Annotated in this window: 21 protein-coding genes, 3 tRNA genes and 1 other annotated feature; of the genes, 19 read left to right on the forward strand and 5 right to left on the reverse strand. The window is 29.8% G+C overall.

Annotated features, from left to right (window positions below; genetic code table 11):
- Positions 1–9: 9 nt before the first annotated feature.
- From BM119_RS16960 to BM119_RS16970, 3 genes are all read left to right on the forward strand, one after another.
- Positions 10–84: transfer RNA gene (locus BM119_RS16960), tRNA-Gly, on the forward strand.
- 3 nt (positions 85–87) lie between these two features.
- A tRNA-Gly gene (locus BM119_RS16965) sits at positions 88–161 on the forward strand.
- 54 nt (positions 162–215) lie between these two features.
- Positions 216–292 (forward strand) — tRNA-Arg (locus BM119_RS16970).
- A 258-nt stretch (positions 293–550) separates the two neighbouring features.
- Here BM119_RS16970 and BM119_RS16975 read toward each other — a convergent pair.
- Positions 551–1,489 carry a Rossmann-fold NAD(P)-binding domain-containing protein gene (locus BM119_RS16975; RefSeq protein WP_090042911.1) on the reverse strand — a complete coding sequence of 313 codons (939 nt, stop codon included), beginning with the start codon at positions 1,487–1,489 and terminating at the stop codon, positions 551–553.
- Positions 1,490–1,672: 183 nt separating this feature from the next.
- Here BM119_RS16975 and BM119_RS16980 point away from each other — a divergent pair, with 183 nt between their 5' ends.
- A complete protein-coding gene (locus tag BM119_RS16980; RefSeq protein ID WP_090042912.1) occupies positions 1,673–2,290 on the forward strand; it encodes a GntR family transcriptional regulator in 618 nt (205 codons plus the stop codon).
- A 38-nt stretch (positions 2,291–2,328) separates the two neighbouring features.
- Here the strand turns inward: BM119_RS16980 and BM119_RS16985 are convergent, their stop codons facing one another.
- The 3 genes from BM119_RS16985 to proS all read right to left on the reverse strand — a co-directional run bounded on the left by BM119_RS16985 (position 2,329) and on the right by proS (position 5,371).
- Positions 2,329–2,826, reverse strand: a complete 498-nt coding sequence (locus tag BM119_RS16985) for a hypothetical protein (protein WP_207647692.1) — start codon at positions 2,824–2,826, stop codon at positions 2,329–2,331.
- A gap of 57 nt (positions 2,827–2,883) precedes the next feature.
- Entirely contained in the window at positions 2,884–3,849 is a 966-nt protein-coding gene (locus tag BM119_RS16990) for an ornithine cyclodeaminase family protein (protein ID WP_090042913.1), read from the reverse strand.
- A gap of 82 nt (positions 3,850–3,931) precedes the next feature.
- The gene (proS, locus tag BM119_RS16995; protein WP_090042914.1) at positions 3,932–5,371 is read right to left on the reverse strand and encodes a proline--tRNA ligase; all 1,440 of its coding nucleotides are present in this window, start codon (positions 5,369–5,371) and stop codon (positions 3,932–3,934) included.
- Positions 5,372–5,485: 114 nt separating this feature from the next.
- Positions 5,486–5,701, reverse strand: a binding site (T-box leader).
- Between the two features lie 353 nt (positions 5,702–6,054).
- On the opposite strand from proS, the gene BM119_RS17000 reads away from it, so the two are divergent.
- From BM119_RS17000 to BM119_RS17050, 10 genes are all read left to right on the forward strand, one after another.
- Positions 6,055–6,564 carry a DUF2179 domain-containing protein gene (locus BM119_RS17000; RefSeq protein WP_090042931.1) on the forward strand — a complete coding sequence of 170 codons (510 nt, stop codon included), beginning with the start codon at positions 6,055–6,057 and terminating at the stop codon, positions 6,562–6,564.
- A 17-nt stretch (positions 6,565–6,581) separates the two neighbouring features.
- On the forward strand, positions 6,582–8,363 hold the full coding sequence (prdR, locus tag BM119_RS17005; RefSeq protein WP_090042915.1) for a sigma-54 dependent transcriptional regulator PrdR: 1,782 nt from the start codon (positions 6,582–6,584) through the stop codon (positions 8,361–8,363).
- A gap of 277 nt (positions 8,364–8,640) precedes the next feature.
- On the forward strand, positions 8,641–9,942 hold the full coding sequence (gene prdC / locus BM119_RS17010; RefSeq protein WP_242948454.1) for a proline reductase-associated electron transfer protein PrdC: 1,302 nt from the start codon (positions 8,641–8,643) through the stop codon (positions 9,940–9,942).
- A gap of 21 nt (positions 9,943–9,963) precedes the next feature.
- On the forward strand, positions 9,964–12,075 hold the full coding sequence (gene prdA / locus BM119_RS17020) for a D-proline reductase (dithiol) proprotein PrdA (protein WP_090042918.1): 2,112 nt from the start codon (positions 9,964–9,966) through the stop codon (positions 12,073–12,075).
- Positions 12,076–12,099: 24 nt separating this feature from the next.
- On the forward strand, positions 12,100–12,351 hold the full coding sequence (locus BM119_RS17025) for a CBO2463/CBO2479 domain-containing protein (protein ID WP_090042919.1): 252 nt from the start codon (positions 12,100–12,102) through the stop codon (positions 12,349–12,351).
- A 1-nt stretch (position 12,352) separates the two neighbouring features.
- On the forward strand, positions 12,353–13,078 hold the full coding sequence (prdB, locus tag BM119_RS17030) for a D-proline reductase (dithiol) protein PrdB (RefSeq protein WP_090042920.1): 726 nt from the start codon (positions 12,353–12,355) through the stop codon (positions 13,076–13,078).
- Positions 13,079–13,158: 80 nt separating this feature from the next.
- Entirely contained in the window at positions 13,159–13,917 is a 759-nt protein-coding gene (gene prdD / locus BM119_RS17035) for a proline reductase cluster protein PrdD (RefSeq protein WP_090042921.1), read from the forward strand.
- 16 nt (positions 13,918–13,933) lie between these two features.
- Positions 13,934–14,404 carry a glycine/sarcosine/betaine reductase component B subunit gene (locus BM119_RS17040; RefSeq protein ID WP_090042922.1) on the forward strand — a complete coding sequence of 157 codons (471 nt, stop codon included), beginning with the start codon at positions 13,934–13,936 and terminating at the stop codon, positions 14,402–14,404.
- A 3-nt stretch (positions 14,405–14,407) separates the two neighbouring features.
- Positions 14,408–15,415: a proline racemase gene (locus BM119_RS17045; protein ID WP_090042923.1), complete on the forward strand. Its 1,008-nt coding sequence runs from the start codon at positions 14,408–14,410 to the stop codon at positions 15,413–15,415.
- 123 nt (positions 15,416–15,538) lie between these two features.
- Complete coding sequence (locus BM119_RS17050; protein WP_090042924.1) at positions 15,539–16,417, forward strand: TSUP family transporter; 879 nt, start codon at positions 15,539–15,541, stop codon at positions 16,415–16,417.
- 109 nt (positions 16,418–16,526) lie between these two features.
- On the opposite strand, the gene BM119_RS17055 is transcribed toward BM119_RS17050, so the two are convergent.
- Positions 16,527–16,853, reverse strand: coding sequence for a DUF1904 domain-containing protein (locus BM119_RS17055; RefSeq protein WP_090042925.1), 327 nt, complete (start codon positions 16,851–16,853; stop codon positions 16,527–16,529).
- Positions 16,854–17,057: 204 nt separating this feature from the next.
- Between BM119_RS17055 and surE the strand changes: the two genes are divergently transcribed.
- The 5 genes from surE to BM119_RS17080 all read left to right on the forward strand — a co-directional run.
- Entirely contained in the window at positions 17,058–17,807 is a 750-nt protein-coding gene (surE, locus tag BM119_RS17060; protein WP_090042926.1) for a 5'/3'-nucleotidase SurE, read from the forward strand.
- A 215-nt stretch (positions 17,808–18,022) separates the two neighbouring features.
- Positions 18,023–19,444, forward strand: a complete 1,422-nt coding sequence (locus BM119_RS17065; RefSeq protein WP_177199477.1) for a DUF2334 domain-containing protein — start codon at positions 18,023–18,025, stop codon at positions 19,442–19,444.
- Between the two features lie 857 nt (positions 19,445–20,301).
- Positions 20,302–21,804 (forward strand): glycosyltransferase family 39 protein, encoded by a 1,503-nt coding sequence (locus BM119_RS17070; protein ID WP_242948455.1) that lies wholly within the window; start codon positions 20,302–20,304, stop codon positions 21,802–21,804.
- Positions 21,791–22,651 carry a decaprenyl-phosphate phosphoribosyltransferase gene (locus BM119_RS17075; RefSeq protein ID WP_090042928.1) on the forward strand — a complete coding sequence of 287 codons (861 nt, stop codon included), beginning with the start codon at positions 21,791–21,793 and terminating at the stop codon, positions 22,649–22,651. The genes BM119_RS17070 and BM119_RS17075 overlap by 14 nt, the downstream gene beginning before the upstream one ends.
- 13 nt (positions 22,652–22,664) lie before the next feature.
- Positions 22,665–23,253: HAD family hydrolase (locus BM119_RS17080; protein ID WP_090042929.1), on the forward strand; the 589-nt coding region annotated here is incomplete at its 3' end.

The raw sequence follows: 23,253 nt of genomic DNA on the forward strand, positions 1-23,253 counted from the left end.
TGCACCAATGCGGAAGTGGCTCAGTGGTAGAGCGTCACCTTGCCAAGGTGAACGTCGCGAGTTCGAATCTCGTCTTCCGCTCCATTTGCGGGTGTTGCTCAATGGTAGAGCTCCAGCCTTCCAAGCTGGTCACGAGGGTTCGATTCCCTCCACCCGCTCCAAAACAAAAGACAACTTAAAAGTTGTCTTTATTTTTTTATTTAAATGTATATTATGCACCTATAACTCAAGCGGATAGAGTGTAGGACTTCGAATCCTGAAGCTGTGAGTTCGAGTCTCACTAGGTGTACCAAAATAAATAGACTTAAGGCATAGAGTTCTTAAGTCTATTTTTTATATATTATTAAAATTAAATGTATAGAAAGAATAATTCGAATATTAGATGCGTTAATCTGGTGTAGAACCTATCCATGGTTTGGTAAAAGAATAAGGGATTATGGCTCATATCTATAAGATTAATTTTGAAAAATTAGAATTTATGATTGTTTAAATAAATTTTAAACAATGGAAGAGAATGATTTTCAAGTTAGAGATGCAAAAGCATCTCTTTTTATTTATTTTCACAAAGTGATTTGTATATAGTTAAATTTTTAGAATAGATATATTTACTAAAAGATTCGCTTATAAATTTGCTAGATTCTCTATAAAAGATGGATGGGGAATTGTTTATTGCGTAAAAATAAATTCCGTCCTCTAAATATAATGGTTCATTGTGAAATGTGTGTTTAGATCCTGCTATAGTTCTACCAGCACAAGCAGCAGCGTCAATAATTAAAGAGCCTTTTTTTATCAACTTCTTATGCTGTTCATCTATTAGGGGAGGCATTTCAGGAGCTATTTCAACTCCGTTTATTATTAGATCAAAATCAGAAATGTTATCTAAAAATTCATCCATGGTTTTTCTGTAAAACATTCGTACATTTACATTAAACAGAGAAATAGCTTTATAAGAACCTTGAGATGCATTTCCAGAGCCTAAAACGGCGACTTTAGTATCTTGGTTAGGAATTAATCCATGACTCATTAATCCGTGTATAGTAGAAGCATATCCTGCAATAAAGCTGTTTTGATATACAAAATTTTTAGGTATCCAATCTAGTGGAATCTCTGAATTTTTATAAAATAAACAAGGATGTATATTATCTAAATCAACAACTAATAAATCCTTAGGAATAGCTACGTTTTGCATGAATGATTTTCCAGATCCATGAGGATGTGTCCAACCAATTATTATTTTTCCATTATCAATTAAATCATAATCACATTCTTTTATATTTTTTAATGAAAATATACCATCACATTGTTTAAATATCTCTTCTTTGGTTAATATAGTACAACCTTTATTCTCATATTCATAATCAGAGATACCTAAATTTAATCCGAAACCTTTTTCTATATATATTTCATTTTCAAAATTAATTATGTGCTCCGGTAAAAGAGCAACTCTTTTTTCATCTGGGTGATTTGGTATTATAAAACCTAGTTTCAATAACGTATTCCCCTTTCTTTAACTTCACGTATAGTAACAACTTAATTATATTATATAAGTTTTTACTTGTCAAAAAAAGTATGCAATTTTTAACAATTACTTTGTTTATTTAACATTTTATGATATTCTTAATATGTTAAAAGTTAAATTATTAATACATAATAAATAGGGGGGAGAAAAAAAGTGAGCAAAACTATTTCTCCAATTTATAAACAGATAGCATTAGATATTGCTAATCGAATATATCATGGAAATATAAATGAGGGAGAGAAACTTCATGGTAGATCTACTTTAGCAGGGGAATATAATGTTTCACCTGAAACAATAAGGAGATCTATTAAACTATTAGAGGATACAGAGGTTCTTATCGTTAATAAGGGCAGCGGTATAACAGTTTTATCAAAGGATAGAGCGTGTTATTTTATTAATAGGTTTCAGGAAATTGAAAGTTTAGGAATGTTAAAGAGCAGGGTAGAAGAGCTTATAGAGCAAAGAAAGCAGATAGATTTGGAAGTGAGTGATTTAATTCATCAAATAACCGATTTATCCAACAGGTTAAAAAACGTAAATCCTATAAATACTATAGAATTTGAAGTACCAAAAGGATACAATGGATTAGGAAAAACTATTGAAGAAATGAAATTTTGGCATAAAACAGGTGCTACTATTATAGGGGTAAGAAGAAATGGGAGCATTATAGCATCACCTGGACCCTATTTAAGCATTGAACAAGGAGATATACTTTTAGTTGTTGGAGATGATGATTCATTAAATAGAGTAGAAAAATTTTTAGAAATATAATAAACAATACTTGGACATTTAGTCCAAGTATTGTTTGGTTACATACAATAAAAACTATTTATTTTATTTAAATTCAATCCAAAATAAACCCAACGCCAACCCATCCAACGCCAACCTGCAACAGATCTAGGTCCTATATAGACAAGATAAGCCCAATAGCTTCTACCATTGGTTTGCCATATATATACAAATCTAAATAAACAAGGCCTTATAGAGCCACTATCTACAAATTTTGAGCTTGGACCACCAAAAGATTTTACACCTTTATCGTTTTGAGATGGCATATAAGGTGGTGGTGGGGATGTTGGTGGGTGAGAGGAATTTCCTCCGCCTCCGCCACCACCTGGTGGAGGTGGTGGTGGGAAATTTCCAGGTGGCATAATTCTATATTCGTTTTGATAAGTAGTAGAAACTTCATAATCATTAAAATAAGGATTAAAAATTTCTATTTCGTATTCTCCGTTGTCATCTTCAGAGTCACGATAGAATCTAACTCCATTTATTTCATCAACATTATTTGGATAAGAATTACTCATTAAAAAGTCTCCTAAAAATTAATCACAGTATAATTTATGATAGGTATACTAAATTTGTTACTTTATACTATTATTATAAATATTGTGAGCTGCAACAATATCCATAACAGCCATTCCAACTGTTTTAAATACGGTTATCTCATCATCATGTTTTCTTCCAGAAATATTAGACAATAACAATGAACCAATTTCTCCTGTTATATTATTTTTAGATATTATGTTTTTCTTTAATGGGGTTATTAGGTCGCCAGCTTCTTCTAAGGTAGCACTTAATGAATCTACATAGATTTTTGAGGCTTTAATCAAGGTTTTTTCGTCTATTTCGTGCATTTCTTCAGTATAAGAACCTACACCATTTATATGGGCACCTTTTTTTACTAAGTCACCATTTATTACAGGAATCTTGGAAGTTGTAATCAAGGTAATTATATCAGCATCTTTTATTGCATCATCACTTGTAGTTACTCCTAAAAGTTTAGCCTTAAATCTTGAAAGTATAGGAGTAGCAGAATTTATAAAGGAGGAAACCTTTTCTTGATTTCTACTAAAAATTCTTACTTCATCTAAATTAGGCCTAGCTTCCAACATAGCTTCTAACTGATGAAATGCTTGCCCACCAGTTCCAATTAAAGCACCAATTTTACTGTTTTTATTGGATAAAACTTCAGTTGCAACACCACTTGCTGCACCAGTTCTTATTTGTGTAAGGTAAGTTCCATCAATTATAGCTTTTATGATTCCAGTTTCTCCATCCATAAGTAGCATTTCAGCAGGACATACTGGTAAATTTTTTGAATTATTTTGAGGAAATACGGAAACTATTTTTATTCCTATGGCATTTAAAGATTCAACATATGCCGGCATAAAAAGACTTTGACCTGCATATTTAGATATATCTATATTTGTTCTTAAAGGGACACTAGACTCACCATTAGAGTATATTCTAAAGGCCTGTTTATTTGACTCAATAGCATCTCTCATAGAGAATACCTCTTGGATTTTTTCTTTAGGTATTATTAGCATTCAATACCCCTCCTAATAATATATTTTTGTATGTAAAATAAGGAACTCAGCTTAGCTGAATTCCAACATTGTAATTAAAGTATTAGTAAGCTCTTCCCCAATAAACAAGTGTTTTTGCTTCTTTTCCGCAACAAGCACAAGTTTCAGATATTCTTTCTTGATCGTTGAATGGCATACATCTAGATGATGCAGATGCAACTTCTTTTATTTTATTTTCACATTCAACATCACCACACCACATAGCTCTAATGAAACCAGGTTGTTTATCTAATTTTTCGTTGAATTCTTCTAAAGTTTTGGCACTAGAAGTTTTTTCAAGTTGAGCTTTTTTAGCTTTTTCAAATAATCCAATATGGATTTCATCTAAAATTCTAGGAATTTCTGTTTCTAAATCATCAAGAGATATAAATATCTTTTCTCTAGAATCTCTTCTTACAAGAACACATTGATTTTTCTCTATATCTTTAGGTCCTATTTCAAGTCTTAGAGGAACACCTTTCATCTCATATTCAGCAAATTTCCAGCCAGGAGTTTTATCAGTTCCATCAACTTTAACTCTAGCGAATTTACCTATTCTATCTTTTAATTCATTAGCTTTCTCTAGGACACCTTCTTTATGCATTGCAACAGGTACAACCATAACTTGAGTAGGTGCTATTCTTGGAGGTAATACAAGACCATTATCATCACCATGAACCATTATTATGGCACCTATTAATCTAGTTGTAACTCCCCAAGATGTTTGGAAACAATGCTTTATTTTTCCGTCCTTATCAGTATAAGTAACATCAAAAGCTTTTGCAAAACCATCTCCAAAGTTATGAGATGTTCCACATTGAAGAGCTTTACCGTCATGCATTAAACTTTCTATTGTATAAGTTGCATAGGCTCCAGCGAATTTTTCCTTATCTGTCTTTTTACCTTTGATAACAGGTATTGCTAAATAATCTTCGCAGAAGCTAGCATAAATATCTAATATTTTAAGAGTTTCTGCCTCAGCATCTTCAAAAGTAGCATGCATTGTATGACCCTCTTGCCATAAAAACTCTAAGGTTCTTAGGAATGGTCTAGTTGTTTTTTCCCATCTTATTACAGAACACCATTGATTGTATAATTTTGGTAAATCTTTATAAGATTGAATTATATTGCTATAGTGATCACAGAATAATACTTCTGAAGTAGGTCTTACACATAATCTCTCAGTAAGTTCCTCATTTCCACCAAAGGTAACCCAAGCAACCTCAGGAGCGAATCCTTCAACATGATCAGCTTCTTTTTTTAATAGACTTTCAGGAATCAAAAGTGGCATAGCTACATTTTCGTGTCCTGTATCTTTAAATTTACCATCTAAAACTTTTTGAACATTTTCCCAAATAGCATATCCATAAGGTCTTAGTATCATACATCCTCTAACAGGAGCATAATCAACAAGCTCAGCCTTCTTAACTACATCTGTATACCATTTTGCGAAATCAACATCCATTGAAGTAATGGATTCAACCATTTTTTTATCCTTTAACATAAAAAATACCTCCTATAAATTCCTATATTATATAATGTAATATTTACCTGATAGTTACCACCTGAATAAAGGGTTGTTCTATATTTTTGCAATAAAAAAAAGCCTACAATCCCTAAAAGGGACCGAAGCTTTGTATCGGCGGTACCACCCTAATTAACAAATAAAAAGTGTTATTTGTTCATCTCTAAGTTTAATAACGGAAAAACCGCTGTAATTTATAATTACAGAACTCCAAGGTAGGTTCAAAAATATATTTTGGGAATATCTCACCAAATGATTCCCTCTCTGAGAAAATAGTGATTTTTTACTAGTCCTTATCATAGTTTATTATATATTAAATTTTAATGAGTTTATAATAATATATATGATAATAAATGTCAAGATAATAAAAATAAGTATATAACTTTAAATAGGATATAGTATGTAGTATAATTAAATAGTATAATTTGTGAAATAATACGAGTTTTTAGAATAAATTATCAATTTAGCAATTTAAATAGTTATCAGGTTAAAAAATAACATATGATTTTTAATTTTTATATAAATATTCTATCTTAATGATTAGAATATTTTATTTATGTGGAAAATTTGAAATTATATTAGGTGAGTGTTTTTTAGTTTTTGTTAATAATATTGATAGCTATAAAATTATATATTATTAAAAATGAAGGGGGACTATGGGATTGATAACATATTTCGCAATATTTTTCGCAAAGGTTCTAGAAGTGTCACTGATGACTATAAGAACTGTTCTTATAACTAGGGGAGAGAAACTATGGGGGGCTTTAATTGGATTTGCAGAAGTGATTATTTGGCTATATTTAGTTAGTGCTATAATTACAACTGTAAGTGATGATCCTGTAAAGGTTATATTCTATTCATTAGGATTTTCAGTAGGAAATTACATAGGAACAATGATAGAAGAAAAATTAGCTTTAGGACTTGTAACTATAAATATAATAGCATCAGAATCTCAAGGATATGCAATAGCAGAAATGCTTAGAGAAAAACAAGTTGGAGTTACATCAATAGATGGTGAAGGAAAAATAGAACATAAAAAAATGTTAATAATTCACTTAAAAAGAAAAAGAAAAAATGAAATATTAAGGCTAATAGAAGAATCAGACTATAAGTGTGTAGTGTCTATAAATGATACAAGAGTTGTTTATGGAGGTTATGGTTTGAGAAAGTAAAAAGGGTGGAGGAGTAAATGAATTTATCTGAATTACTTTATAAAGTTAAGGATATAATGAACACTAAATTTATTAAGGTCAAGGAAAATGATACTGTAGAAGATGTATCTAATTTAATAATAAATAATAACAGTGATGAAGTAATTATTGTAGATGAAAGTGAAAAATTAAAAGGAATTTTTACAAGAAATGATTTAGCGAAGATAACGTCTAAACATGGATCAATGAAAGATGGAATTGATAAGTATATGATAAAAAATCCGATTGTTATTTCACCAGAAGAATCGGCAAGACATGCTAGGGATATAATGATAAAGAATAATATAGGAAGAATACCTGTAGTTAAAGATAAAAAGGTAATAGGGGTAGTAACATCAAATAATCTTAGAGATACATTCTATCTTAAGATAGATGAGATGTTTGATCTTCAGAATAATATTCTTGACAATATACATGAAGCTGTTTGTATTTGTGATCCTAAGGGAATCATAATATATTGGAATAAAAGTTCAGAAAAATTATATAAATTAAAAGCCAAAGATGTTGTTGGAAATAAATTGGAAAAATATTTTGATGATGCAAAAATTTTAACAGCATTAAAAGATGGCAAAACTATAGAAAATATAAGACATGAACCTATAAAAGGTAAGTCAGTAATATTAAGCGCTGTGCCTATATATAATTCAAACAATAAATTAGTTGCTGTTGTATCTACAGATAGAGATATTACTGAAGTAGTGGCTTTATCTAAAAAACTACAAAGTGCAAATGCTCAGGTAGAATTTCTAAGTAAGGCTTATAGTAGAGAAATAGCTAATAACTATAAATTTCAACATATAATAGGAAACAGTAAAAAAATAATAGAATCTATAGCATTATGCCAAAAAGTTGCATCCACAACAGCTTCTGTTTTAATAACTGGTGAAAGTGGTACGGGTAAAGAGGTTTTTGCAAAAGCAATTCATGAAGCTAGTGGAAGAAAAGGACAGTTTGTAGCAGTTAACTGTAGTGCTATTCCAGAACATCTGTTAGAGAGTGAGCTTTTTGGGTATGTTGAAGGAGCATTCACTGGAGCTATTAAAAAAGGGAAAATAGGAATGTTTGAGTTTGCTGACAATGGAACTTTGTTTTTGGATGAAATAGGAGATATGCCGATAGGAATGCAAAGTAAGCTTTTAAGAGTTTTGCAGGATGGAATAATATATAGACTAGGTAGTGAAAAAGGAATAAACACTAACACAAGAATAATAGCGGCAACAAATAAGGATTTAAGAAAAGCAATAAAAGATAAGGAATTTAGAGATGATTTATTCTATAGATTAGCTGTAGTTCAAGTTGAATTACCACCTTTAAGAGAACGAAAAGATGATATAAAGGATTTAATCAATTATTTTGTTAAACAGGTATCAAAGGGTGAGGGAATAATTGTTAGTGGGGTCGATCAAAATATATATGATATTTTATGCAATTATAAATGGGAAGGAAATATAAGAGAGCTAAGAAATGTAGTTCAGAGAATGGTTGTGCTATCTAACAATGGATATGTATCAAAGAATAGTATACCTGGATATATTCTTAATTGTAATGATTTGAAAGATTTTAATAAATCTGATAACAATGAAGAGGTAGATGAGTTTGATTTAGAAGAAAGAGTTAAGCAATTGGAGTATAACACCATAAAAGAAGTTATGAGTTTAACAAGAGGAAATAAAGTAAAAGCGGCTGAAATGCTTAAAATTAAGAGAAGTACTCTATATTACAAATTAAAACAATATGGCATAATGGACACCTGTCAATAAATTGACAGGTGTGTTTATTTTTTGACAGTTAGACGAAATTTGTATACACTTGTTGATTCATGTAGTTTTGACAGATCGTTAACAAAGTTTTTAAGAAAAAAGTGTTAAAAAATTGACAGATTATCGACAAAAAATTTAGTTTTTTTTTGAATGAATAAAATCATATATTATTGCACATACCTATTTCAAAGGGCTTAGCAATAAGTTTTTGTAATAACCTTAAAGTTGGCACACATATTGCTATATAAGTATGTGTAATTAAATCGGAGGTGAGTGCATGGACAAGATGTTCAAGTTTCCTCTAAAAATGCACGTTGGTGCACCATGTGAACCAGTTGTTAAAGAGGAAGAAAAGGTTCAAAGAGGACAATGTATAGCAGAACCAACAAAAGGATTAGGAGCTAAGATACATGCAAGTGTTACTGGTATAGTATCAAAAGTTACAGAGAGTGAAATAATAATAAAAGCAGATGAAAATCAAAGCAATGATTATTTAAAAATAAAACAATGTGATTCAATAATAGATTCAGTTTTTGAAGCAGGAATAGTTGGAGCAGGTGGAGCAGGATTCCCAGCACATGTTAAGTTAAAAGCTGAGATAGCTGATGGATATATAGTTGCTAACTGCGTTGAGTGTGAACCGCTTTTAAAACATAACATAAAACTATTAGAAGAAAATCCAGAAATGGTTATAAAAGGCATAAGATATGCAATGGAAGCTACTAAAGCTCCAAAAGGATATATGGGAATAAAGTCTAAAAATAAAAAAGCTATAGATTCTGTAAAAAAAGCTTTAAATGGAGCTACTGATATAGAAGTGAAAGAGCTTCAAGACTTATATCCAATGGGTGAAGAAAGAGCATTAATACATGCTATTTTGGGACAATGGTTAAGACCAGATCAATTACCATTAGAAGCTAAATGTGTAGTTTTAAACACAGAAACTCTTGCAAATATAACAAGAGCTGTTGAAAATAGAAAACCAGTTATAGATAAAGATTTTTCAGTTGCTGGAAAATTAAAAAGTGGAAAAGAAACAACTGTATTCTTTCAAGTTCCAGTTGGAACTCAAGTATGTGAATTAGTTGAAAAAGCTGGTGGAATAGATGGAGCATTTGGTGAAGTTGTTATAGGTGGCCCTTATACAGGAAAAGCTGACAATTTAGAAAATGCAACAGTTACTAAAATTTCTGGAGGAGCGATAGTAACAATAGAGTTACCAGAGTTTACTGGAAAGCTTGGATTATTAGTTTGTGCTTGTGGTGCAAGCGAAGAAAGATTAAAAGATGTAGCATCTAAAATGAATGCTGAAGTTGTAGGATCAGTTGAGTGTAAAAACATAGAGCATATAAAAAATGCTTCAAAATGTAAGACTCCAGGAGACTGACCGGGCCAAACAGCTGTAGTTTTACAGCTAAAGAAGATGGGTGCAGAAAGAATATTAATTTCTAACTGTAGCGATTGTTCAAACACTGTTATGAACTGTGCTCCGAAGATGGGATTAGGTGTATATCATCATACAGATCACATCTTTAGGACAGTAGACCATAAATTAACTAGAAGATTAGATTTAGAATAGTAAACAGGGAGGAATTGAGATATGTCAATGAGTGCTGAACACGCAGAAGCTCTTAAAAATGAGAGTGCTGTAGTGTGTTGTAGAACAGAAGTTGGAACTATACTTTCAGCTGATAATTTAGAAGATCCAGAAATATTTCCAGATATGGTTGATTCAGGTCTTTTAACTATACCTGATGAATGTTTAAAAGTAGGTCAAATAATAGGAGCTAAATTACTTAAGACTATAGACTCTTTAACTCCATTAACTCCTGATATGGTAGAAGGATATAAAGCTTTAGAGGGAGCTGAGGAGAAAAAAGAAGAGGCTGATACTACTGAGGTTTGTTGCTCAGAAGAGAAGGCTGTTCTTAAGTTGAACAAAAAAGCAGGTGAAATAATAACTGCTGAAGACTTAGAAAATCCAATGTATTTTGAGCAATTAGAGGATTCTTTACTTGTTAACTTAGGAGATACTGTATTAATAAGAGCAGAAGCTATAGGTAAAACTTTAAAAGTTGACGCTCCAGCATTAACTCCAGTAACAGGTTCAATCATAGAAGGATATGAGGAGGAAATGATAATGGCAAATCAACCTGAAGTCGTAACAAGCCAAAACGGATCAGTATTAAGAATAAAGATCGCGGAAGGTAAAGGAATCGACATAGAAGTTCCATTAACTGGTCTTTCACCAGTTGCACCAATGGCTAGAACAGTAGCTCCAGTAGCTGTTAAAGCTGTTGAAACTAAGACAGAGGTTAAAGCTGAAGCTAAAGTAGCAGTTGAGCCAAAGGTAGTGAGAACTTTAACTAAAAAGCATTTTGCAATAAAAGAAGTAAAGTTTGGACCAGAAACTAAGATTGAAGGAACAACACTTTACATAAGAGAAAATGTATGTGAAGATGCTGTAAAACAAAGCAAAATAGTTAAATCAATAAAACTTGATATAATAACTCCAGATAAGTACAATACTTATTCTGAAACTATCATGGATGTTCAGCCAATAGCTACTAAAGAAGGCGAAGCTAAGATAGGTAATGGTGTTACAAGAGTTATAGATGGAGCTATAATGATGGTAACTGGAACAGATGAGAATGGTGTTCAAATAGGAGAATTTGGTTCTTCTGAAGGTATATTAGAAGAGAATATCATGTGGGGAAGACCAGGAGCACCGGATAAAGGAGATATATTCATAAAAACTGATGTTGTTATATCAGCTGGAATGAATATGGAAAGACCAGGTCCTTTAGCTGCTCATACAGCAACTGATTATATAACTCAAGAGATAAGAAATGCTCTTAAAGAGTTAGAAGAATCTTTAGTAGTAGATACTGAAGAGCTAGTAGAATACAGAAGACCAGGTAAGAGAAAAGTTGTACTTGTTAAAGAGATAATGGGTCAAGGTGCAATGCACGACAACTTAATATTACCAGTTGAACCAGTTGGAGTACTTGGTGGTAAGCCAAATGTTGACTTAGGAAATGTTCCTATAATGTTATCTCCACTAGAAGTATTAGATGGAGGAATCCATGCATTAACTTGTATAGGACCTGCTTCTAAAGAATGTTCAAGACACTACTGGAGAGAGCCACTTGTAACAGAAGCATTACATGATGAAGAAATAGATTTAGCAGGAGTTATATTTGTAGGTTCACCTCAAATAAATGCTGAAAAATTCTATGTATCTGAAAGATTAGGTATGATGATAGAATTCATGGACGTTGATGGTGCTATAGTTACAACTGAAGGATTTGGAAACAATCATATAGACTTCTCATCTCATATAGAGCAAATTGGTATGAGAGGAGTTCCATGTGTAGGAATGTCATTCTGTGCAGTTCAAGGGGCTCTAGTTGTTGGAAATAAACACATGAAATACATGGTTGATAACAACAAGTCTGAAGGTGGAATAGAGAATGAGGTTCTTTCATGTAACACTTTATGTAAAGAAGATGCTATAAGAGCATTATCAATGGTTAAATCTGCTATAGCTGGGGAAGATGTTAAGGTTGCTGAGAGAAAGTGGAATGCAAATGTTAAAGAAAACAACCTTGAAGCATGTGAAAAGACTATAGGAGAAAAAATAGAAAGATTACCAAATGAAACAACTATTCCAATGAGTCAAAAAAGATTAGAAAAATATTCTACAAAATAGTTGTTATAGAGAGAAGGCCATTAAATGAATTATGGTGATAAAATAATCAAAATGGAAGGTGTCATAGTTGAAGTCAAAGATGGCTGTGTAGCTATGGACTTTAAAGGAAGATTAGGATACCTAAAAGTACCTATGAGAATGCTTATTACAGATTATCCTCTAAAGGTAGGCCAAGAGGTTGCTCTTAATATGAGTTTTCCTGAGGTAATATCAGAAGAGATAAATGAAAAATATGTGAGCAATTTAGAAATCAGAAAAAGAAAGGAAGGAAAGTAAAATGGATTATACTGTAGTTAAGGGTTTACAATCCGAGATATTCGTACCAATAACTCCTCCACCAGTATGGACTCCTGTAACAAAGCCATTAAATGAAATGAGAGTAGCTTTTGCTACAGCTTCTGGAGTTCACTTAAAAACTGATAAAAGATTTAACTTAGCAGGAGATTTCACATTTAGATCAATACCAGGAGATACTCCATCAAAAGACTTAATGGTATCTCATGGAGGATATGATAATGGAGATGTTAATAAAGACATCAACTGTATGTTCCCTATAGATAGATTAAGAGAATTAGCAGCTGAAGGTTTCATAAAAGAGGTTGCACCAACTCATATAGGATTCATGGGTGGCGGTGGAAACCAAGAAAAGTTCTCTCATGAAACAGGTCCAGCCATAGCTAAAATATTAAAAGATGAAAATGTTGATGCTGTAGTTTTAACAGCTGGCTGAGGAACTTGTCACCGTTCTGCTGTATTAGTACAGAGAGCGATAGAGGAATCGGGGATTCCTACAATATGTATAGCTGCATTACCTCCAGTTGTTAGACAAACTGGAACACCAAGATCAGTTGCACCATTAGTTCCAATGGGAGCAAATGCTGGGGAACCAAACAACAAGGAAATGCAAACAGCAATATTAAAAGAAACTCTAGAAAAATTAATAGAGATTGATACTCCAGGAAAGATAATTTCACTTCCATACGAGTATGTTGCTAAGGTTTAATAAATAGATATAATATCCGATCTCTCTTTTAAGAGAGGTCGGTATTTATTAACATAAATATGTATACAAGAGGTAAGTTTATGAGAGAAATTCAGGAACTTAGAAAACTTGTTATAAAAACTTTTCATATATATAAAGTTGAGCTTTCAGATAAAACTTTTTTTAAAGATAATATTTTATATGTAAATTCTACATTGAATAATTTAGAATTTAACAAAGAATTTATAAAATCTTTAAATTTAAAAGTTATTTATCCAGATAATCATGATATGTTTGTAAACTCTATTATGGATTTTTCACCAATTGCAACTAAAGTATTAGGTAAAATAGGTGATGGGATTACTCATGTGTTAACAGGTGTTATAGCAATGATTACAGGTGTGGATGAGAATGGGATTCAGGTAGCTGAATTTGGTTCATCAGAAGGAATTTTAAAGGAACAAGTTTGTTTTAATAGATATGGAACGCCTAATGAAAAGGATATTATACTTCATTTTGATGTAACTTTAAAAGCTGGAATGGGAACAGTTAGACCGGCTATAACAGAAGTTCACAAAGTATGTGATTCTATTATACAAGAAATAAGAAATTATTTAAAAAATGTAAATGGAAGAATATGTACTGAAAAGCATGAATATTATGACAAAATAAAAAAAGATAGAAAAAAAGTTGTAATAGTAAAGCAAGTTGCTGGACAAGGTGCAATGTATGATACTGCTTTATTTAGTAGTGAACCAGGTGGTGCATTAGGAAGTAGATCTATAATTGATATGGGCAATATTCCTATTATAGTATCACCTAATGAATATAGAGATGGCGCATTAAGAGCTATGCACTAATTTAGGAGGTATACTTATGGGTATAGGACCATCAACAAAAGAAACAACTTTACATCATTTCAGAGATCCATTACTTGATATAATTGATACCGATGATGATATTGATTTATTAGGAATTATGGTTGTTGGAACACCACAATCAAATGAAGATAAGGTGTTTGTTGGACAAAGGGTAGCAACTTGGGCTGAAGCTATGAGAGCTGATGGTGTAATACTATCATGTGATGGTTGGGGAAATAGTCATGTTGATTTTGCCAATACTATGGAAGAGGTTGGTAAAAGAAATATTCCAATAGTTGGACTGACCTTTGTAGGTACTCAAGCCCAGTTTGTCGTAACTAATAAGTATATGGACACAATAGTAGATTTTAATAAATCTATAGAGGGAATAGAGACTGAAGTTGTTGGAGAAAATAATGTTGTATCAAAAGATGCTAGGAAAACACTTGCATTTTTAAAACTTAAAATGAAGAAAGCGGGGGAATAAATTATGAAATTTTCTAAATCAATACAAGCAGTAGATTCACACACTATGGGAGAACCAACTAGAGTTGTTGTAGGAGGAATACCTGCAATAAAAGGAAGCACTATGCCAGAAAAAAAGGCTTTCTTAGAAGAAAATTTAGATTATGTTAGAACGGCTATAATGCATGAGCCAAGAGGACATAAGGATATGTTTGGTTCAATAATAACAGCCCCAACTACAGATGAAGCTGATCTTGGAATAATATTCATGGATGGTGGCGGATACCTAAATATGTGTGGTCACGGATCTATAGGAGCTGCAACAATAGCAGTTGAAACAGGAATGGTAGAGGTTAAAGAACCATATACTCACCTAGTTTTAGAAGCACCAGCTGGATTAGTTAAAGCTAAAGTAAAAGTTGAAGACGGAAAAGCCTTAGAGTGTTCTATAGTTAATGTTCCATCTTTCTTATACAAAAGAGACGTGGAAATAGATGTTCCTGAAATAGGAAAAGTGAAACTTGATATAGCATTTGGTGGAAGTTTCTTTGCTATAGTAAAAGCATCAGCATTAGGAATAGATATAGATCCTAAAAACAGTACAAAATTAACTCAAGTAGGATTACAAATAAGAGATATAATAAATAGCACAATTAAAATACAACATCCTACATTACCTCATATAAAAACTGTAGATTTGGTTGAAATTTATGGACCGGCTAAGAGTCCAGAAGCAACATTCCAAAATGTTGTTGTATTTGGTGAAGGACAATTAGACAGATCTCCATGTGGAACAGGAACAAGTGCGAAAATGGCAACATTATTTGCTAAAGGTGAGTTAAAGCAAGGAGAAGATTTTATATACGAAAGTATATTAGGAACTATGTTTAAGGGTAAAGTTCTTGAGACAACAAAAATTGGAGAGTACGATGGTATAATACCAGAAATAACAGGAAGTGCATATATAACAGGATTCAACCATTTTGTAATAGATGAAACAGACCCTGTTAAACATGGCTTCAGTTTAGGTTAATAAATAAAATTTATTATAGGGGATATAAAATCCCCCTATAATGAATTTCCTTGTTAGAATAAATAAACTTTGATATGAAAACGGAATAATTTTTAAATTTAATATACATAGGAGGAATTTAATATGTTAACTAAAATAATCCTCGGCTTATTAGGAATAATAACATTGATATTTGCAGTATTTTACATAAAAGATGTTCTAAAAGCTAAAAAAGAAGGAAAATTAGGAGAAGGAAGTTTTGCAGCTGCAGCTGGATCAGGTTTCGTGGTTAACTTTTTTGATACATTAGGTATAGGTGCATTTGCCCCGCTTACAGCATTATTAAAAGGTTTTAATATTACAAGAGATAGACTTATACCAGGAACATTAAATGTAGCATGTACAATACCAGTTGTTTTAGAAGCATTTATATTTATAGATGGAATAGAGGTTGAGCCAATTACACTTATAACTATGTTGGCAGCAGCAGCTATAGGAGCAACAATAGGAGCTGGATTTGTATCTAAGCTTGATGAAAAGATGGTACAGTTAGTAATGGCAGTTGCATTATTAATAGTATCAGGAATAATGCTTGCATCTCAATTAGGATTTATGCCAGTTGGAGGAGATGCTATAGGATTAACTGGAGGAAAACTTATATTTGCAATCGTAGCAAACTTTATATTTGGAGCTTTAATGACTGTTGGAGTTGGATTATATGCTCCATGTATGGCACTTGTTTATGCACTTGGAATGAGTCCAAAGATTGCGTTTCCAATAATGATGGGTTCATGTGCATTTTTAATGCCACCAGCATCTTTAAAATTTGTTAAAGAAGGTGCTTATGATAAAAAAGCATCAATAGCTGTAACTATATTTGGTTCATTAGGTGTATTTGTAGCAGCTTACTTAGTTAAGAGCTTACCATTAGAAGTTCTTAAGTGGTTAGTAGTTTTAGTTGTATTATACACTTCATTATCTATGTTTAAGTCATATAGTAAAAGGGCTAAAACAGTTAAATAATTAATACAAAACATGCAATAAGTTACTTACTGCATGTTTTTTTATTATACAAGAGTATAATTTTTAGTGACAAGTGACAAGTGACAAGTGACAAGTGACAAGTGACAAGTTAAAAGTGTTCACCATTTTCATAGTAACAATTTTTTTCAAATAAAGTAAAAAACACATCTACATTTTTGTAGCCTTCCTTTTGTAAATGAGATGTTATTATTTTAGCAACTTTGTCTTGGATTTCTTGACCTCTATCAAACCAGGATATTTCTACATATGGATAACCATTAGTTATTTTTCCATCATCTATAAAAGTTGAGTGAATAACTTCAATTGTAAAATAATCTCTAGGACAATCCAAAAGACATTGAAGTTCATCTATTAAGTTTTTGCTTATATTGCAAAGACTTTCAGGTTTTATATTTCTTGCTTTTATTTGTGGCATAATAGTACCTCCTAAACCTTTTATTATATAATTTTACGCTTTTTTATTTAAAGCTACAAGAATTAAAACCTTATAATTTGACAAAATATATTATAACTTATTATATTGATTTTCTTAGTTAATAAGTTTTAAGGTTTTTTATATTATATACAATCAATATAATGGTGTATAATTTAAATAATAAGATTTATGGGGTGATAGATAATGAGAATATTAGTGACTAATGACGATGGCATAGATGCAAAGGGAATATATAAATTAGCTGAAGCTCTAAGTAAAGAACATGAAATTATAGTTGTGGCACCAAGAAATCAAAGAAGTGCTTGTAGTCATTCAATAACCATTGAGGATGTTATAAATATAAGAGAAGAATCTCTAGAAAATTTAAATGTTAAAGCATATAGTTTAAGTGGAACACCAGCTGATTGTGTAAGATTGGGACTTAATAAAATATGTGATGGAAAAATTGATATGGTTATATCAGGAATAAATAGAGGATTAAATGCTGGAACAGATGTTATTTATTCAGGTACAGTATCAGCGGCAATAGAAGCAGAAATATGTAAAATACCATCAATTGCAGTTTCCCAAGAAATATCTCAAGACATGGAAAACTATGATAGAGCTTGTGAATATGTTTTAAAGGTATTAGACATAGCAAAGGAAAAGTATATGAAAGATGATGTTGTTTTAAATTTAAATATTCCAATTAATGATATAAAAGGTTTTAAGGTAGCTAAAATAGGAAAGACAACTTATACAAATAAATATGAAAAAGTTCCAAATGAAGAATTTGAGGAATCATATAGAATAACAGGTACAATGGATAAAAGAAGAGATGTTGATGATGATGTATATTATTTAAGACAAGGATATGTAACATTAACGCCACTACACTACGATTTAACAAATTTTAAAATATTAAAAGATGTTGGAGATGTTTTTAAGGTGTAAATTTAATTTAAGATTCTTTGCTTTAATGCAGAGAATCTTAAGTTGGATATTAAGACAATTCATGCTAATATTTTACATATATTATAAATTTATTGTATTATATAAAATTAAGGTTGAATTAAGTGAAAAAATAGTCAAGATTTAATATAATTAACTTAGAGTTTGTAAATCAAAAAATAAAAAACTATTATAGGTTATTTAGAGGGATGTTAATTATGAATAGTAAAATTACTAAAACTTTATTAATAATAGTATCTATAACATATGTTTTTGTTGGCGTATTTATAATGCCTAAGGGAGTACCTAAGGAATCAAAAGAAAATTTTGGATGTGAAATCTCTAGATCTAATGCACAGAATTTTATTAAGTTAACTAAGGAACAAAGCAAGAATGCAGAAATAGATGCTATTATTAGTAAAGAAAATAAAGCAGATTTAAAGATATTTTTGGAAAATAAACAAATCATGACTTCTACAGATATATATAATGTAAATAATAGGTATTATCTAGATTTACAAGAGTTTGTTAGTGGATTAGGATATAGTTTAGAAATCGATAAAAATAAGATTACTATAGATATAGATGAAGATAAAACGGTACAAATTAATTTATCTAATCAAAGGTGGAAATTAAATGATAGTGTATTTGAATTAAGAGGAAGAGCTGTACTTGTAGATGATAAACCATACATATCATTAATAGATATAGATGAAATTTTTAATTTAAAATGTACTTGGAAAACAGAATCTAATGAAATTAACTTATATAAATCTAAAGAAGAAAATGATATAGTTCAAAAACAATGTTCAACAAATAAATGCAAAAAAGAAAAATTTGCATTTATAAGGTTAGAAGATGTAACAGCTGGTTCGGTATATTTAAATGGAGATAACTTAGAAAAACTTAGGGCTGTTGGAGATTTACTTAAAGAAAAAGGACAAGCATTTCATGTAGCTTGGATTCCACGATATGTAAATCCACAAGAATCAGTAGACAATGATATAACTGAAAATATAAATTGTATTAATTCAGATTTTTTATATACACTGGATTATCTAATTAATAGAGGAGCTATTGTAGGGTTACATGGTTATACACATCAATATGGTGATGAAGAAAGTGTAATAGGTTCTGAGTTTATGGAAGACCATCATCTTACTGCAAAAGAAGAGAAAGAAAGGGTAGAATCTGCAATAAAATCTGCCATTACATTAAATATTCCATATGAGTTTTTTGAAACACCTCACTATAGAAGCTCAGAAAGATTTCAAAGTCTTTTAGAAAAATATTTTAATTATGTATATGAGCCATGTATCGGGGTATGGAATAAAGAAGTTTATATAAGTAAGAGAAATAAGGTTACTAAATATATACCAGCTCCTTTAGGATATATAGAAGATAGAAATGTTGCAGATATGATAAACAAAATAAGAAATAACATCAATAATAAAGATATGTTACAAAGCTTTTATTACCATCCATCAAAAGAATTAGATGATATAGTTTTAAAAAGAGATAAAAATGGATATCCATATTATGAATATAAGGAGTCATCAATATTAAAGATTTTGTTAGATGAATTAAGTAAGGATGGATATAAATTGGAATCAATAGCTTTAGCTGATAAAAATGAGTAATTATCTAAATTATTTAAAGAAATTGGTTATGTCTACAAATGTAGCAATAGTTATATTAATTTTCTTTAGCTTTTGAAAGTCGAAAAGATTGTATTAAGGATTTATTTAACCAACTTATTATGAAAATTATACAAGCTAATAAATTAGAATTTAAAAATGTTTTTATTATTGAAACTAAAATAGAGGCAAATTATAGTATATATAATTTTGTTTTGAAAGAAATATCGTCAAAATCTTGATGTAAAATTAAAAAAATGAAAGTTACTCTTTGAAATCTAAAAGAGAATATAGGTATTTTAATAGAAACTATAGAAGATAAAAGAACTTTTTAATTTATTAACAATATCTATATGTTTTAATGAAGTTTCTACATCTTAATGATAGCCTGTCTATTGTTTGTGTAGGAACTTTATTTATTCCTTCAATAAATTCTTGAATAAGCAATTCTATTTTTCGAGCTTCTCATCATACACATGTTCATTTTCGTAGTTTAATATTCCTATTAATTTAACACCTAAATTTTTACCATAAGTCAATATCTTCTTTTATTGTCCCTTTAAAAACCATGTCTTTTGGATAGTCTGATAGTCTCTTATCACTGATTAATCTTGGAAAAGTATGTAATCAACATAGCTATTAGGGAGTTTTTTAGATTATCAAAATTTGTGTGAAAATAATATTAAATTTTTAATTATTATAAGTTATTTTAATTATAAAAATACTTACAAAAGTATCCATAATCTTATTATAAGAAGTAATATAGTATATCAATTATTTGAGTATAATGGATATTAATGAGTTTTATGGTTTTAAAAGTATTTTTATGCTAAAATATATTTATAAATGGGGGATTTTTTATGAAAAACATAAGTTATAAATTTAATAAATTTTTAAATGTAGCTTTTAAAATTTTATTTTTATTTATATTAATTGGAAGTGTAGAGTATTTCAATAAAGAGGAGCCAGATAATACTATTATATCTCGCTATTTCATAATTATTACAATTACACTTGTTGGGGCAACATATTATGGTTTGAAAAATAAATATAAAAAATCTTTAATAGTTACAGTTATACTTATGAGTGCTTTAATTATAAGATTTTTATGGTTTTATAATATAGATAGCATTCCTGTAGGTGATTTTAATAGGATGTTTATATGTGCAGGTGATTTTCTAGATGGATATACAGATATGTTCAAGGATACAGCTTACATGGCAAGATTTCCACATATGAGTATGACTGTTTTATACTTCGCTTTAATTAGAGGAACATTTTCTAATCCCCTATTAGCTATAAGACTTATAAATATAGTTTTATCAATGTTTAATGTGGTATTACTATTTTTTATAGCTAAAGAAGTTTTTGATGATGAAAATAAGAGTATATGGGTATGTCTTATAAGCGCATTATATCCACCTATGATTGCTTATAACAATGTTTATTGTTCTGAAAATATTGCAGTTCCATTATTACTTTTAAGTATATGGATGTTTTTAAAGACTTTTAATAAAAACAATAGTAAGAAGTTTTTATTGTTATTTTCATCAGGCATATCCTTATGTATTACTCATCTTTTTAGGCCTATAGGATATGTAATGATCATTGCTTACATAATGTATATTTTTATATATTTTAAAGACAACATAAAAACAAAAATAGTTATGAATTTATTAATGGTATTAGCATTTGTAATTCCATTAGTAGGAGTTAGTTATACTTTGATAGGATTAAATATAACAGAAAATCCACTTTGGCATGGGACAGAGCCACCAAGTATATCAATCCTAAAGGGTACAAACCTTGAGTCAGGGGGAAGATGGAACCAAGATGATTCAGAGTTATTTGATGAATATGATAGAGATTATGAAAAGGTAGATAAGGCTGCAAAAGAAGTCATAAAAAAGAGATTAACTGAAAATAGTCCAAAAGATTTATTAAAGTTTTATACTTTAAAATATGTAAATCAATGGTATACAGGTGATTTTGGAGGATTTTATTGGTCTGAAGATGGCCTTGATGAAGCTTATAACAAAACAGATTATTTGGATATGATGGGAAAAAATGAAGGTGAAATGTTTATAAGATTAAGTAAAGAAGGAGATTTTTATACACAGTTGTTTTTTGCAATAGTTTTATTATTATCTTATACAGGATTATATAGAAAAAATAAGATTAAAAATTATAAAATAGATATTTTTTATATTATTTTTTGTGGTATTTCTCTTCAATGTCTAATAACAGAATCTCAGGATAGGTACACATATCCATTTTCATGGCTTTTTATAATATTATCTATGACAGCTTTTAGTAGTAATGTAAATAAGGATAGTACAGGAGGAAAAAATGGGGGAACTTAAATATATAATTAAATTATTGAGACCTAAACAATGGATTAAGAATTTTTTTGTTTTTGGAGCAATACTATTTTCAAATAACTTTTGGAATTTTAAAATAGTAAAAAATAACATTATTACATTTATAGCTTTTTGTTTTATATCGTCTACTGTATACATACTTAATGATATTGTAGATGTAGAAAGAGATAAAAAACATCCTGAAAAATGCAATAGACCAATTGCTAGTGGTAAAGTTAGTGTTAATAAAGCTAAGATAATAGGAGTAATATTAGCTTTAACATCATTTTACATAGCTATTAATTTAAATATATATATAGCTATTGTTATAGGTCTTTACCTAATAAATAATTTATTTTATTCTTTTAAGTTTAAAAATATAATTATTGTTGATGTACTATCTATATCTATAGGATTTATTTTAAGAGTCATAGCGGGAGGAGTAGCTACAAATGTTGAAACTTCTAATTGGATAATATTATGTACATTATTTTTATCATTATTTTTAGGTTTTGGAAAAAGAAAAAATGAAATTGTAATTTTGGGAAAAGATGCTTATGATCACAGAGAAAATTTATCTAAATATACTGAAAGATTACTAGACCAGCTAATAAATATAGTTTTAACATGTACAATTGTATTTTACTCTATTTATTGTGTATTAGGATCACCTTTTAACAATTTTGTATGGACAACTATTTTTGTTGTTTTTGGGATCTTAAGATATTATTATTTAATGTATTCTAAAGGAGAAGGTGGAAGTCCTACAGAACTAGTATTAAAAGATAAACAACTTATCTACTGTATAGCATTATGGGGATGTGCTTGTATATTAATTTTAAATATATAGGAGGTTTTTAGTGATGAAAAGTGCCTTTGCAATTTTTGACGTAGATGATACTATTATAAATGGAGATTCTATGTTCTTAAGTATATTTTTTGCAATGAAGAAAAAGCCATGGATAATATTATATTTTCCTATAATTTTAATTAAAGTAATACTTTATTTGTTAGGAATTATAGATAAAAAAACAGTTAAGGAATCCTTCTATTTTCCTTTGAAATTTTTAAGTGAAAAGGAATTGGAAGAGTTTTATGAGAATGTTTTATTAAGTAAGATTAATGTAGAAGTTATGAAATTTTTAAAGCAACATAAAGATCAAGGTTGTCATGTTTTGTTAGTTTCAGCTTCTCCAGAAATATATTTACGATATTTTAAGAAAAACAATAGCATTGATGGAGTAATAGGAACAGTACTTCAAGATGTAAACGGAAAATATACTAATAAAATTAAAGGTGAGAATTGTAAAGGAATTGAGAAAGTTAAAAGAATAAATCAATATTTAAAAGAAAATAACTTAGAAATAGACTTCAAAAAATCATTTGCATATTCAGATTCTTTGTCAGATAAACCCATGTTATCATTAGTAAAGAATAAATATAAGGTTAATA

The sequence above is a fragment of the Clostridium frigidicarnis genome (genome assembly GCF_900111985.1).
GTDB classification, from domain to species: domain Bacteria; phylum Bacillota; class Clostridia; order Clostridiales; family Clostridiaceae; genus Clostridium_Z; species Clostridium_Z frigidicarnis.

Coding starts and splice junctions, on each gene's coding strand:
- BM119_RS17065 (WP_177199477.1), top strand. CDS start 18,023: ATGAATAGTAAAATTACTAAAACTTTATTAATAATAGTATCTATAACA.
- BM119_RS17070 (WP_242948455.1), top strand. CDS start 20,302: ATGAAAAACATAAGTTATAAATTTAATAAATTTTTAAATGTAGCTTTT.
- prdA (WP_090042918.1), top strand. CDS start 9,964: ATGTCAATGAGTGCTGAACACGCAGAAGCTCTTAAAAATGAGAGTGCT.
- prdR (WP_090042915.1), top strand. CDS start 6,582: ATGAATTTATCTGAATTACTTTATAAAGTTAAGGATATAATGAACACT.
- prdD (WP_090042921.1), top strand. CDS start 13,159: ATGAGAGAAATTCAGGAACTTAGAAAACTTGTTATAAAAACTTTTCAT.
- proS (WP_090042914.1), bottom strand. CDS start 5,371: ATGTTAAAGGATAAAAAAATGGTTGAATCCATTACTTCAATGGATGTT.
- BM119_RS17075 (WP_090042928.1), top strand. CDS start 21,791: ATGGGGGAACTTAAATATATAATTAAATTATTGAGACCTAAACAATGG.
- BM119_RS17025 (WP_090042919.1), top strand. CDS start 12,100: ATGAATTATGGTGATAAAATAATCAAAATGGAAGGTGTCATAGTTGAA.
- BM119_RS17045 (WP_090042923.1), top strand. CDS start 14,408: ATGAAATTTTCTAAATCAATACAAGCAGTAGATTCACACACTATGGGA.
- BM119_RS17040 (WP_090042922.1), top strand. CDS start 13,934: ATGGGTATAGGACCATCAACAAAAGAAACAACTTTACATCATTTCAGA.
- BM119_RS17050 (WP_090042924.1), top strand. CDS start 15,539: ATGTTAACTAAAATAATCCTCGGCTTATTAGGAATAATAACATTGATA.
- BM119_RS16990 (WP_090042913.1), bottom strand. CDS start 3,849: ATGCTAATAATACCTAAAGAAAAAATCCAAGAGGTATTCTCTATGAGA.
- surE (WP_090042926.1), top strand. CDS start 17,058: ATGAGAATATTAGTGACTAATGACGATGGCATAGATGCAAAGGGAATA.
- BM119_RS17055 (WP_090042925.1), bottom strand. CDS start 16,853: ATGCCACAAATAAAAGCAAGAAATATAAAACCTGAAAGTCTTTGCAAT.
- BM119_RS16985 (WP_207647692.1), bottom strand. CDS start 2,826: ATGAGTAATTCTTATCCAAATAATGTTGATGAAATAAATGGAGTTAGA.